Annotated in this window: 11 protein-coding genes; 3 read left to right on the forward strand and 8 right to left on the reverse strand. The window is 69.7% G+C overall.

The window, feature by feature from the left end:
* Positions 1-2: 2 nt before the first annotated feature.
* From BUR99_RS05470 to BUR99_RS05500, 7 genes are all read right to left on the reverse strand, one after another.
* Positions 3-1,415 (reverse strand): UDP-N-acetylmuramoyl-tripeptide--D-alanyl-D-alanine ligase, encoded by a 1,413-nt coding sequence (locus BUR99_RS05470; protein ID WP_074259258.1) that lies wholly within the window; start codon positions 1,413-1,415, stop codon positions 3-5.
* Positions 1,412-2,959, reverse strand: a complete 1,548-nt coding sequence (locus tag BUR99_RS05475) for a Mur ligase family protein (RefSeq protein ID WP_074259259.1) — start codon at positions 2,957-2,959, stop codon at positions 1,412-1,414. Before BUR99_RS05475 ends, BUR99_RS05470 begins: the two co-directional genes overlap by 4 nt.
* A gap of 13 nt (positions 2,960-2,972) precedes the next feature.
* Complete coding sequence (locus BUR99_RS05480) at positions 2,973-4,781, reverse strand: peptidoglycan D,D-transpeptidase FtsI family protein (RefSeq protein ID WP_074259260.1); 1,809 nt, start codon at positions 4,779-4,781, stop codon at positions 2,973-2,975.
* A 29-nt stretch (positions 4,782-4,810) separates the two neighbouring features.
* Positions 4,811-5,401 (reverse strand): cell division protein FtsL, encoded by a 591-nt coding sequence (locus BUR99_RS05485; RefSeq protein ID WP_074259261.1) that lies wholly within the window; start codon positions 5,399-5,401, stop codon positions 4,811-4,813.
* Positions 5,398-6,351 carry a 16S rRNA (cytosine(1402)-N(4))-methyltransferase RsmH gene (rsmH, locus tag BUR99_RS05490; RefSeq protein ID WP_074259262.1) on the reverse strand — a complete coding sequence of 318 codons (954 nt, stop codon included), beginning with the start codon at positions 6,349-6,351 and terminating at the stop codon, positions 5,398-5,400. The genes BUR99_RS05485 and rsmH overlap by 4 nt, the downstream gene beginning before the upstream one ends.
* 103 nt (positions 6,352-6,454) lie before the next feature.
* On the reverse strand, positions 6,455-6,886 hold the full coding sequence (gene mraZ, locus BUR99_RS05495; RefSeq protein ID WP_056651561.1) for a division/cell wall cluster transcriptional repressor MraZ: 432 nt from the start codon (positions 6,884-6,886) through the stop codon (positions 6,455-6,457).
* Between the two features lie 309 nt (positions 6,887-7,195).
* A complete protein-coding gene (locus tag BUR99_RS05500; RefSeq protein ID WP_074259263.1) occupies positions 7,196-7,585 on the reverse strand; it encodes a DUF3040 domain-containing protein in 390 nt (129 codons plus the stop codon).
* Positions 7,586-7,659: 74 nt separating this feature from the next.
* On the opposite strand from BUR99_RS05500, the gene BUR99_RS05505 reads away from it, so the two are divergent.
* Positions 7,660-8,772, forward strand: coding sequence for a polyprenyl synthetase family protein (locus BUR99_RS05505; protein WP_074259264.1), 1,113 nt, complete (start codon positions 7,660-7,662; stop codon positions 8,770-8,772).
* A 37-nt stretch (positions 8,773-8,809) separates the two neighbouring features.
* Here BUR99_RS05505 and BUR99_RS05510 read toward each other — a convergent pair whose 3' ends face one another.
* A complete protein-coding gene (locus tag BUR99_RS05510) occupies positions 8,810-9,148 on the reverse strand; it encodes an Rv2175c family DNA-binding protein (RefSeq protein WP_074259504.1) in 339 nt (112 codons plus the stop codon).
* A 178-nt stretch (positions 9,149-9,326) separates the two neighbouring features.
* Between BUR99_RS05510 and BUR99_RS05515 the strand changes: the two genes are divergently transcribed.
* Both BUR99_RS05515 and pknB read left to right on the forward strand, forming a co-directional pair.
* A complete protein-coding gene (locus tag BUR99_RS05515; protein WP_234980739.1) occupies positions 9,327-10,589 on the forward strand; it encodes a muramidase family protein in 1,263 nt (420 codons plus the stop codon).
* 90 nt (positions 10,590-10,679) lie between these two features.
* Positions 10,680-12,605 (forward strand): Stk1 family PASTA domain-containing Ser/Thr kinase, encoded by a 1,926-nt coding sequence (gene pknB / locus BUR99_RS05520; RefSeq protein ID WP_074259265.1) that lies wholly within the window; start codon positions 10,680-10,682, stop codon positions 12,603-12,605.
* Positions 12,606-12,692: the final 87 nt, after the last annotated feature.

The following is a 12,692-nucleotide window of genomic DNA, read 5'->3' on the forward strand; positions in this document are numbered from 1 at the left end:
GCTCACGCGAACCATTCTCCCAGTCGGTCGCCCAGCAGGCGGAGACCCGCCGAGTTGGACGATTTCACCAAAACCGTGTCGCCGGGGCGCACGGACGACGTGACGAGGTCGAATGCCTCGTCTGCGGACTCGACGAAGGCGGATTCGCCGTCCCACGAGCCCTCGTTGATCGCCGTGATGTGCAGGCGTCGCGCGCCCGCTCCCACCACGACGAGTTGCGAGATGCCGAGCCGCACCGCGAGCAGGCCGATGCGATCGTGCTCCTCGCCCGAGAACTCGCCGAGCTCGCTCATCTCTCCGAGCACCGCGATCGTGCGCGCCTCGGGGTTCTTCACCTGGGCGAGCGTCTTCAGCGCGGCCGACATCGAGTCGGGGCTCGCGTTGTAGGCGTCGTTGATGATCGTGACGCCGTCGCGACCGCCCATGACCTGCATGCGCCAGCGCTCGGCGAGGGTCACCTGCTCGAGCGCGGTGACGACCGCGGCGAGCGGCACTCCGAGTTCGACGGATGCCGCGATCGCCGCGAGTGCGTTCATGACGTGGTGCTCCCCCAGCACCGAGAACTGCACGCGTGCGGACTCGCCGCCCGGAATCGTCACGGTGAAGTCGGTGCCGCGCGCGTGGGCGCGGATCTCGGTCGCCCGGACGTCAGCCGACTCGCCGAATCCGAACCAGACGACGCGCGCCGCGGTGAGGCCCGCCATGGGCACCACGCGCGGGTCGTCGGCGTTCAGCACCGCGACATCCGTCTCGATGAGGTCGGTGACCATCTCGGACTTGGCCAGCACGGTCTGCTCGATGCCGCCGAACTCGCCGGCGTGGGCGAGGCCGACCTTCAGCACGATGCCGACGTCGGGCCGAGCCATGCGCACCAGACGCGCGATCTCGCCGACGCCCGAGGCGCCCATCTCGGCGACGAGGAACTCGGTCTCGTTCGTGAGCTCGAGCATCGTGATCGGCGCGCCGACCTCGTTGTTGAACGAGGCCCGGGCCGCGACGGTCGGGCCGACGCGCTCGAGCACGGTGCGCAGGAGGTTCTTGGTGGTCGTCTTGCCGTTCGAGCCGGTCACGCCGACGATGCGCAGTCGCCCGAGGGCGCGCACCCGGCGGACGACCTCGGTCGCGAGCGCGCCGAGGGCGTCGACCGAATCGGCGACGACGATCTGCGGCACCGGCAGGTCGAGGGCGTGTTCGACGATGAGCAGGGCGGCGCCCTGCTCGGCCGCGGCCGGGGCGAATCGGTGGCCGTCGTCGAACTCGCCGCGCTTGGCGACGAACACGCCGCCTGCGCCGACCTCTCGGGAATCGGTCGTCACGACGCCGTCGATGACGGTGTCGGGCGTGGCAGGGGCGCCGTCGAGTCGGAGCACGCCGGCGGCGGCCGAGGCGATCTCGGCCAAGGTCATGGCGATCATGCGAGCCACCCCGCATCGCGCAGCGCCTGGCGGGAATCATCTCTGGCGGAATACGGGATCTTGACGCCCTTCACTTCGTGGTAGTCCTCGTGACCGGGTCCGGCGTAGAGGATCGCATCGCCCTCGCCCGCCAGGGCGAGCGCAGCGCGGAACGCCTCGCGCGGATCGGCGATCTCGTGGATCTCGCGCTCGGGAACCGCCTCGCGCGCGCCGGCGATGAGCGCGGCGCGGATGGAGGCAGGGTCTTCGAACCGCGGATGGAAATCGGTGATGACGACCACGTCGGCGCCGCGGGCGGCGATCGCGCCCATCTCTGCGCGCTTCGTGGTGTCGCGGTCGCCGTCGGCGCCGAAGACCATGACCACCCGGCCCGCCGTCGAACGACGGATCGCGCCGAGGGTCTGCAGGAACGCGTCGGGGCTGTGACCGTAGTCGATGTAGACCACCGGGCCGCGGTCGCCCGAGATGCGCTCCGCACGCCCCGGGATGTACGCCTGCACGCCGCCGTCGCGCTCGAGCGCGGCTCCGATGAGGTCGAGGTCGTATCCGGCCTCGGTGAGCATGACGATCGCGAGGGCGGCGTTGGCGGCCATGTACCAGCCGAGCAGCGGCACCTGGGTCTCGATCCGGCGACCGCCGGGCCCCTCGAGTCGGAAGGAGGTGTGGTCGGCGCCCTCTTCGAGCACCGTGATGCGCCAGTCGGCTTCGACGCCGTCGACCGTGGTGAGGGTCGTCACGGGAATGCGCGACTCGGCGACGAGGCGACGGCCCCACTCGGAGTCGACCGTGACCACGCCGCGTCGCGATCGCTCGGGCTGGAACAGCTCGCGCTTCGCCTCGAAGTACTCGTCCATCGACGTGTAGTCGTCGAGGTGGTCGTGCGTCAGGTTCGTGAACCCGACGACGTCGAAGACGAGCCCGTCGACGCGGTGGCGCGAGAGCGCCTGTGCGGAGACCTCGATGCCGACGGCGCGCACGTCGACCTCGCGCATGCGGGCGAGCAGTGCGTGCAGTTCGCTCGCCTCGGGAGTCGTGAGGGAGCTCGTCACGGCCTCATCGCCGATGCGTCGCTCCGCCGTGGAGGTGAGGCCGGCCATGATGCCGAGCTGGCGGAGCATGCCGTACAGCAGGTAGACGACGCTGGTCTTGCCGTTGGTGCCGGTGACGGCGAAGAACGTCGCCGGGTTCTCGGCGGTGCGGTGGATCCACGCCGCGACCTCGCCGAGCGCCGCGCGCACGTCGTCGGTCACGAGGATCGGGAGGCCGGCATCGGCCGCGCGCTCCGCACCCGCGGCATCGGTGAGCAGCGCGACGGCGCCCGCCTCACGAGCGGATGCCGCGAAGTCGGCGCCATGGGCGTTGCGCCCGGGCACCCCGACGTACAGGTCGCCGGGCTGGACGCTCTTCGAGGAGAGGCCGGCTCCGGTCACCTCGAGACCGTCGATCTCGCCGAGCACGGCGAATCCGAACGCTTCGGCGAGGCCGGGAAGCGATCGGGGACTCGGGTGCTTCGGCCGGAGAGCCGTGAGAGGCGTTCCGGTCACGAACCCAACTTTCTCACCAGGTGGCTGGCAGCTCGGGCGCCGGGGCGCCGGATGGAACAGTCCGGTACTTCTTCAGCACCTGGCTCATCACCTCTTGGAAGACGGGAGCGGATGCGGCGGACGAATTCATCTTAACGGGATTCATGATGCTCACCGAAACGACGAACTGCGGATCGTCGGCCGGGGCGAACCCCGAGACCGACACGAGGTACTCCTTGCGGTACCCGCCTTCGCCGTCGGGGAACTGGGCCGTGCCGGTCTTCGCGGCGACCCGGTAGCCCGAGATGTTCCATTCGTCGGAGAGCCATGCCTCCTGGTAGACGCGCTCGAGCATCTCGCTCGTCTCGCGTGCGGCTTCGGAGGAGATCACCCGCTCGCCCTTCGACGGGGTCGTCTCCTCGGTGCCGTCGTCGCTGACGCAACCGTCGACGAGGGTGACCGGCATGCGCACACCGTCGTTGGCGATGGTCTGGTACACGCTCGCGATCTGCACCGCCGTCGTGGTGAGTCCCTGCCCGAACATCGTGGCGTACTTGGTCTGGTTGTCCCAGTCCTCGTCGGGGTCGCCGTGCAGGTCGCCGGGCTCCTCGGCGAGGAAGCCGACCTCGGTCTCAGCACCGAGGCCGAACTTCAGCATGTCGTCGTAGCGCGCCCGGTCGGTCATCAGCTCGCCGAACTGCGACATCCCCGTGTTCGAGGACTCGATCAGCACACCGGTGAGCGTCAGCCGCAGGTCCTCGTGGCTCGAACTGTCATTGATGTTGGCCCCGTTGGGGAACACGATGCGGTACGGCGCGGTGATCTTGCTGAAGGGATCGGCGAGGCCCGCGTTGATCACGGATGCCGCGGTGAGCGCCTTGAACGTCGAGCCCGGCTCGAACGGCGCGGTGAACGAGCGGGATCCTCGATCGTCCTCGTCGGTCGCGGACGGATTGTTCGGATCGACGGTCGGCACGTCCGCCACGGCGAGCAGACGCCCGGTCTTCGCCTCCATCACGGTCACGGTCGCCCACTCGGCGCCGGTCTCCTGCACCCGCGCCTCGGCGATGCGCTGCACGGCCCACTGGAGGTCGGTGTCGATCGTCAGCTTCAGCGTGCCGCCGTCGTGCGCCTGCTTGTGCACGATCTCGGTGCCGGGGATCCGCACCCAGTCCTGCAGGCTGTGCAGGTAGCTGACCTTGCCGTCCTCGCTCGCGAGGCACTTGTCCTCCGAGAGCTCGAGGCCTGCGACGGGAACGCCGTCCGGGTCGATGAAGCCCACGAGGTTGCCGGCGACGGCACCGTTCGGGTATCGCCGGCTCGGATGCTGGTACGGCTCGACCCAGGGGATGTCGAGCGCCTTCACCTGCTCGTACGTCTCGGTGTCGACGAGCTTCGCCACATAGGCGAAGTCCGAGTTCGGGTCGTCGGCGAGTGCGGCGCTGATGATCCCCTGCACCTGGTCGCCCGTGAGCCCGACCACCGCGCCGAGTTCGGCCGCGATCTGCTCGAGCGGAACGTCGACCTCTTTCGACTTCGTGGGATCGTCGGGATCCGGCACCTCGCGCACCACGTCTCCCTTGGTCGCCTGCTTGGGCGAGAGCGCGATGTCGTAGCGCATCACGCTGTCGGCGAGCACCTTTCCGTTCGTGTCGACGATGTCGCCGCGCGCGCCGTAGACGGTGACCGGCTCCGAACGCGCGTCCTGCGCCTGCTCGTTGAGCTCGGCCGCGCGCACGATCTGGATGTCGACGAGGCGGACGACGAAGACGCCGACCAGGGCCAGGAGCACTGCAGCGGAGAGCAGGATCCGCCGCATCGGGTGGCGGCTGGTGCGGTTCATCGAGTGGGTCCTCGCAAGCGGTCGAACGGTCAGTGCGTGGCGGGCGTCGGCAGTCCGCCGTCGACGGGCGCCGCCGGAGCCCCTGCAGGAGCCTCGGATGCTGCGCCTTCAGCCTGACCGGGAGTTCCCCCGATCGGAGTCTCCCCCGCCTGTGCCTTGCCGTTCGACGGCACGCCGTCGATCAGCGCATTCGGGACGAGCGGAGCGGATGCCCGTGCGCCGCCCTCGGCCGCCGTCGGCTCGCCGAGCACGGCACCGTCGGAGAGTCGGAGGTAGACCGGGTCGGAGTTCGGCACCATGCCGAGCCCCTCGGCCTTCGTGGCGAGGAACTGGGGCGATTCGACGCGGTCGAGGTCTTCGGAGAGCTTCTGCTCGTCGCGGGTGAGCACGGTCTGCTGCATCTGCAGCGCATCGATCTCGTATGCGCCCTGCGTCACCGCGATCGAGAGCAGCAGCTGCGCGACGATGATGACCGCGACGCCGCCGAGCGCGATGACCGCGTAGGCGAGCCGCGGCTTCGACCGGGCAGCCCGCTCGGGTGCGGGGCGGAGCCGACGCTGCGGGCGCTCGGGCCCGACCCGCCGGGGCGCGGGAAGGGACTGGGCCTGCACGGCGCTCATGCCGGCCTCCGAACCCGCTCAGCGGCTCGAAGCCGCACGGGCTTGGCCCGCGGGTTCTCCGCCTGCTCGTCTTCGCTCGCGAGTTCGGCGCCTCGCACGAGGAGCTTGAACTCGGGGCGGTGCTCGGGCAGCTCCATCGGCAGGCCGGCCGGAGCCGACGAGCTCGACGCTGCGGCGAGCGATCGCTTGACGATCCGGTCCTCGAGCGACTGGTACGCCAGCACGACGATGCGGCCGCCGACGGCGATCGTGTCGAGTGCGGCGGGCATCGCCCGCTCGAGCACGGAGAGCTCTTCGTTGACCTCGATGCGCAGCGCTTGGAAGACCCGCTTGGCGGGGTGCCCCTGACGCTGCACGGCCACCGGCGTCGCCGCCTGGATGACCGCGACGAGTTCGGCCGAGCGCGTGATCGGCGCTTCGGCCCTGGCTCGGACGATCGCCCGGGCGTACCGCGCCGCGAGCTTCTCCTCGCCGTAGTCGAGGAAGATGCGTCGCAGCTCCTCTTCGCTCTCCTCTGCGATCACGTCGGCCGCCGTGCGGCCGCTCGTGAAGTCCATGCGCATGTCGAGCGGCGCATCCTTCGAGTAGGCGAAGCCGCGCTCGGCGCGGTCGAGCTGCAGGGATGAGACGCCGAGGTCGAAGAGCACGCCCTGCACCTCGCGGAACCCCTCGCTGCGAACGGCCTCGACGATGCCGTCGTAGACCGTGTGCACGAAGCGGGCGCGGTCGCCGAACTTCGCGAGTCGCTCGCGGGCGATGCCGAGCGCGTCGGTGTCGCGATCGAGTCCGATGACGGTGAGTTTCGGGAACCGCTCGAGGAACGCGGCGGTGTGGCCGCCCATGCCGAGGGTCGCGTCGACCATCACGGCGCCGTCGGCCTCGAGGGCGGGTGCCAGGAGCTCGAGCGTGCGCTCGAGCATGACCGGGGTGTGAATGCGTTCGATGTCCATGATTCCGCCTTGCCTTCGTGGCCTCGGGTTCCGATCCCCATCCGTTCGTCCTGATGCGGGGAAGTGCACCAGGCGCGGCCGGCTGGGGGTCGGAGCCCGAGGACTAGAAGAGTCCGGGGATCACCTCCTCCGCCGTGTCCGCGAAGGCCGCCTCTTGCTCGGCGAGGTAGCTCGCCCATGCCGTCGCGTCCCAGATCTCCACCCGGCTGCCCGTTCCGATGACCGTGAGGTCGCGGTCGAGGCCCGCGTAGGCGCGGAGCGTGGCGGGGATGGTGACGCGATGCTGCTTGTCGGGGGTCTCCGCGGAAGCCCCCGAGAGGAAGACGCGCATGTAGTCGCGCGCCTGCTTGCTCGTTACCGGGGCTTGGCGGATCTTGTCGCTCATGCTCTCGAACTCCCGCGCACTGAACACATAGATGCAGTGCTCCTGCCCGCGCGTGAGCACGAGGCCGCTCGAGAGCTCCTCCCGGAATTTCGCCGGAAGAATGACGCGGCCCTTCTCATCGAGCTTTGGTTCATAGCTACCGAGGAACACCGCACCACCCCCTTTCCTCCGGCCAGAATCCAGGTAACCCCACTTTACTCCACTCTCATCCACTGATCAACGACATTCGCTCGTTTCAGCGTGTCGGAGCATGCGAAAGTGCCGTGAATGCAGGGATGCAGCAGGTGGAGTGGAGTGGAGGGATCGGGGCAGAAATCACCGAACCGCGGCCGCGATTCAGCGCCTCAGGCAGCGGATGCCGCGTGCCGCGCCGGACCATGACGGCGGAGAGCCGCCCGGGGACGCGAAAAACGGGCCGATCCGAAGATCGACCCGTTCAGGTGGTGTGAAGTGGAGGGATCAGCCCTGGCCGTCTTGGCGGCGATCCCAACGCTCGTTCATGCGATCCATGAAGCTGCCGCCCGAGCTGCCGCGACCGCGTCGGCTCGCGGCCGGCGCTTCTGCGGGGGCAGCGGTTGCAGCGCCGCGCTTGGACGGGGTGATCGCGACGAGCACTCCGGCGAACATGAGGGCGAAGCCGATGACCCCGATGATGAGGAGTTGCGAGGCCACGCCGGCGATGAGCGCGCCGGCACCGCCGACGGCGAGCAGCACTCCGAGCACGATGGCCCGGTAGTTCGGTCGTCGACCACGAACACCGCCGACCGCTTGCACGAAGTCGGCGTCATTGCGATAGAGGTTGCGCTCCATCTCCTCGAGAAGACGTTGCTCCTGCTCTGAAAGCGGCATCTCATTCCCCTCAGGCTCGGGATCGACGCATCCGAGTCCATTCTAGCCCCGCTCAGCCTCGCTAGGCTAGGCGGGTGGCTCACGGTTCCCGACTGGTCGATTTGGTGCACGAACGCATCGAGGATTTCCTCGCCGAACGCACTTCCATTCTCCGCGAGATCAGCCCCGACCTCGAACCGCTCGACGCGTTCTCAAGGCGGTTTCTCAGCGGAGGCAAGCGCTTCCGTGCTCTGTTCTGCTACTGGGGCTGGGAAGCGATCGGAGGGCGCGGGTTCGACCCGTTCGCCGCCGAGGGCGGGCGCGACAGGTTCCCCGTCGTCTCCGCCGCATCCGCACTCGAGCTCTTCCACGCCGCGGCCCTGCTGCACGACGACATCATCGACAACTCCGACACCCGGCGAGGCGCCCCGTCGGGGCATCGCCTCTTCGAGCAACTGCACGCGGATTCGGGCTGGGCGGGATCGTCGCCCGAATTCGGTCGCGCATCGGCGATCCTCCTCGGCGACCTGCTGCTCGGATGGAGCGACGAACTGCTCGACGAGGGACTCATGGCGCTCCCCGACCGCGACGCCGCACGCCTGGCGCGCTCGGAGTTCATGCGCATGCGCACCGAGGTCACGGCCGGTCAGTACCTCGACATCCTCGAGGAGCGCGCCTGGCGGAGCCAGGCCGAATCCGAGCAGCGCCTCCGCGCCGAACGAGTCATCGTCTACAAGTCGGCCAAGTACAGCGTCGAGGCGCCGCTCGTGATCGGCGGCGCCATCGCCGGCGCCTCCCCCGCGCAGTTCGACTCCCTCCGCGCATTCGGACTGCCGCTCGGCATCGCCTACCAGTTGCGCGACGACCTGCTCGGCGTGTTCGGCGACCCCGAGGTCACGGGCAAGCCGAGCGGCGACGACCTCCGCGAGGGCAAGCGCACCATGCTCATCGCGATCGCCCGCGAGCGACTCGCGCCCGGCCAGCGCCGCCTGCTCGACGAGCTCCTCGGCGATCCCGAGCTCGCGCCCGAACAGGTCAGGATGCTGCAGCAGACGATCCGCGAGTGCGGCGCCGTCGACGAGGTCGAGGCGCTCATCACCTCGAATGTCGCCACGGCCGTGGCGGCACTCGAAGCCGCACCGATCAGCAGGGACGCGCGCGCAGAACTCGGCTCGCTCGCACGGGCGGTCACCCGCCGCACGAGCTGACGCCGCTCAGCGACTCAGGGGTCAGCGACTCAGAAGTTCAGGCGAGCGCCTGCGCCACGCGGCGAACCTCGGCCTTGCGCCCGGCGAGGAGCGCTGCGATCGGCGACGTGCCGAGGCTGTCCTCTTCGGCGAGCATCCACTCGAGCGCCTCGGCATCGGTGAAGCCGTTGTCGGCGAGCACGTTCGCCGTTCCGTACAGTTCGGGCAGCGGAGCGTCGTCGCGCAGGAACACCGACGGCACCTTGAGCACGCCGTCGATGCGCGCGGCGAGCAGGTGCCGGTCGTCGATGAGTCGACGAATGCGGCTCGGGCTCTGCCCGAGCATCTCGACGAGGTCGGGAACGGTCAGCCAGTCGGTTTCGGCAGCATCGGTCACGTACCAAGACTGCCACGAGCCGGGCATCTTGCGGAACCATCGATCGCGACACGCGCCTGCGCGCGCCGCCTCCGCCCGCTTCCGGAGACTCGCGTCGAGGTGTTTGACTCCCCCATCACGCTATGCGACGGTGGCCGCGGGGGCCCGGGAGTACCGAGTCGGGCGCAAGGGGGCAACGATGACGCATGAGGCCGAGACCGTGAACGGCCCGATCGACCTTCCGCGCCGGCGTCCACGCGACGTGGACGACCGTCGCCGAGGCATCCGTCGCCTGATCACCCTGCCGCTCGCCGTCGTGTCGACCATCGCGGTCACGCTCGGCATCGCGCAGCCCGCAGAGGCGGCGCCGCAATCGGCCAAGCGCATGCCCAAGGCGAAGGCCTCGAACGACGGACCCGCCCGCCACGCCGCCGCATCGGCGACCGTCTCCGCCGCGTCCGTGCCATCCGAAGTGACCGTGGGCGATGGCGACACGGTCAGCAGCATCGCCGAACGGTACGGCGTGGCGACCGCCGACATCCTCGCGCTCAACGGGCTCGGCTGGTCGAGCCTGATCTTCCCCGGTCAACGCCTGGCGCTGCCCGGCAGCGGCACCGCGGCCCCGGCACCGGAGCCCGTCGCCGCCGAACTCCCCAGGCACACGGTCGTCGCCGGCGACACCATGAGCGGCATCGCCGCCGCCCACGGCGTCTCGCTCGACGAGATGCTGAGCGCCAACGGGCTCGGCCGGCAGAGCCTGATCTTCCCGGGGCAGTCCATCGTGCTGCCTCCGGGCGGCACGGATGCCCCGGCTCCCGCCCCTGCGACACCGGCGCCCGCCGCGCCCGCACCCGTTTCGCCGGCGCCGTCGAGTGCTGACACGTATACCGTCGTCGATGGCGACACCCTCTGGGACATCGCTGCACGGCACGACCTCGACGTCGCGGAACTCATCGCGATCAACGGCCTCGACACCGCAGCGGTGATCCGCGCCGGCCAGGTGCTGCGGGTCGCTCGACCGGTCGCCGTCGTCAGCGTCGCCTCGGTCAGCGTCGCCCTCACGGACGAGATGCGCGGCAACGCCCGCATCATCGTCGACGTCGGGCGCTCACTCGGTGTGCCCGACCAGGGAATCGTCATCGCCCTCGCAGCCGCGGCGCAGGAATCGGGCCTGAAGAATCCCGAGTACGGCGATCTCGACTCCCTCGGCCTGTTCCAGCAACGACCGAGCCAGGGCTGGGGCACCGTCGACGAGGTGCTCGACCCCGTGCGAGCCGCGACGGCGTTCTACGGCGGCGCCGCCAACCCCAACGCCGGACGCACCCGCGGCCTGCTCGACATCCCCGGATGGGAATCGCTCACCGTGACGCAAGCGGCGCAGGCGGTGCAGGAGAGCGCGCACCCCGACCACTACGCGAAGTGGGAGGCCTCGGCGCGCGCCTGGCTCTCCGAACTCGGCTGACCGGGCCTCCGAGCTAACGATGGGGTTGCGATCGGCGCGCCGTCGGCGTTTGCAACGGTTCCGGCATATACCTCTTCGTAGACTCTCAGAGTGACCACTGCACCTGTCGACCCCATGATCGGCCGTCTCATCGACGGCCGCTATCAGGTGCGCTCCCGGATCGCCCGCGGCGGAATGGCCACGGTCTACCTCGCGACCGACCTGCGCCTCGAGCGCCGCGTCGCGATCAAGATCATGCACGGCCACCTCGCCGACGACAACACCTTCAAGACCCGCTTCGTGCAAGAGGCCCGTTCGGCAGCACGCCTCGCGCACCCGAACGTCGTGAACGTGTTCGACCAGGGTCAAGACGCCGACATGGCCTACCTCGTCATGGAGTACCTGCCCGGCATCACGCTGCGCGAACTGCTCAAGGACTACAAGAAGCTCACCCCCGAGCAGACGGTCGACATCATGGACGCCGTGCTCGCCGGTCTCGCCGCCGCGCACAAGGCGGGCATCGTGCACCGCGACCTGAAGCCCGAGAACGTGCTGCTCGCCGACGACGGCCGCATCAAGCTCGGCGACTTCGGGCTCGCCCGTGCCGCGAGCGCCAACACGGCCACCGGCCAGGCGCTGCTCGGCACGATCGCCTACCTCTCCCCCGAGCTCGTGACCCGCGGCGTGGCAGATGCCCGCAGCGACATCTACGCGGTCGGCATCATGATGTACGAGATGCTCACCGGTGAGCAGCCCTACGTCGGCGAGGCGCCGATGGCGATCGCCTACCAGCACGCGAACGACCAGGTACCGACGCCGAGCTCGAAGAATCCCGCGGTGCCCGTGGAGCTCGACGAGCTCGTGCTGTGGGCCACGAACCGAGACCCCGAGGCGCGCCCGAACGATGCCCGCGAGATGCTCGAGCGCCTGCGCGAGGTCGAACCGGGGATCCGCTCGTCGCACCGCCCCCTGCAGACGCAGGCGACGATGGTGCTGCCCGGTGCACTGCCCGCCGCTGCGGCGACCGCGGAGACCCGCGTGCTCGGCGCCGGCGCGGCACCGGTCGCGGCGACGGCGACCCTCGAGGCATCCGACGGCGACGACACCGAGGCGCTCGCGAAGAGCGCCGACCGCCGCAAGCGTCGCGGCTACTGGATCATCGCCCTGGTGCTCCTGCTGACCGGCCTCGCCGCCGGCACCGGCTGGTACTTCGGCGCGGGTCCCGGCGCCCTCGCCCCCGTGCCCGAGACGGCGAAGCTCGCGCCCGCCGTCGCGACCGACGTGCTCGAGAAGGCCGGATTCACGGTCGAGCCGGCCGAACGCAACGACCCCGTCATCCCGAAGGGACAGGTGTCGGGCACCGACCCCGAGGGCGGCGAGCAGGCGCAGCGCGGCTCGACCGTCACGCTCTTCGTCTCACTGGGCCCGCAGATACTCCCCGTCCCCGAGGTTCGAGGCACGCCGTCGGCCGACGCGCGCACGACGCTGAAGGACTTCACGGTCGTGGAGCCGAACGTGCTGCAGTTCTCCGATGACGTGCCCGCCGACACCGTCATCGACGTGCTCGATGCCGAAGGCACCTCCGTCGGCGCCGAGTATCCCGAGCTCGGCGAACTGACGCTCGTGGTCTCGGCCGGCCCGATTCCCGATGTGATCGCGATGCCCAGCGCCGATGCCGAGGCCGCGCTCACCCAGGCCGGGCTGCAGTTCGACTACCTCGACCCCGTGTTCGACAACTCGGGTGAGATCGCCGACGGCAGCGTCATCGCAGCAGAGCCGACGACCGAGGTCGTGCGCCAGGGCGACACGATCAACCTGACTCTCTCGAAGGGGCAAGACCTCGTCGAGGTGCCGAACATCGTCGGCAAGAGCATGTCCGAGGCGAAGGCCGAACTCGAGAAGGCCGAGTTCAAGGTCAGCTACAGCCTGCCCGACCTCTTCCTCGACCTGGCGACGGTGACCTCGTCGGATCCTCCCGCCGGAGAGAAGATCGTGCGCGGATCGACCATCACGATCGTCGGTCAGCTCACGCTCTGATCAGGCCGTCTCTGCCTGCACGTCCATGCATATGCAGGACGGCGGATGGACATATGCAGAACGGCGGATGCCTCGGGGCATCCGCCG

This window comes from Agromyces cerinus subsp. cerinus, assembly GCF_900142065.1.
GTDB lineage: Bacteria > Actinomycetota > Actinomycetes > Actinomycetales > Microbacteriaceae > Agromyces > Agromyces cerinus.

Bases quoted from the DNA above. Each gene is read 5' to 3' on its own strand.
- BUR99_RS05470 (WP_074259258.1), bottom strand. From the start codon at position 1,415: ATGATCGCCATGACCTTGGCCGAGATCGCCTCGGCCGCCGCCGGCGTG.
- BUR99_RS05480 (WP_074259260.1), bottom strand. From the start codon at position 4,781: ATGAACCGCACCAGCCGCCACCCGATGCGGCGGATCCTGCTCTCCGCT.
- BUR99_RS05515 (WP_234980739.1), top strand. From the start codon at position 9,327: ATGACGCATGAGGCCGAGACCGTGAACGGCCCGATCGACCTTCCGCGC.
- rsmH (WP_074259262.1), bottom strand. From the start codon at position 6,351: ATGGACATCGAACGCATTCACACCCCGGTCATGCTCGAGCGCACGCTC.
- BUR99_RS05485 (WP_074259261.1), bottom strand. From the start codon at position 5,401: ATGAGCGCCGTGCAGGCCCAGTCCCTTCCCGCGCCCCGGCGGGTCGGG.
- BUR99_RS05500 (WP_074259263.1), bottom strand. From the start codon at position 7,585: ATGCCGCTTTCAGAGCAGGAGCAACGTCTTCTCGAGGAGATGGAGCGC.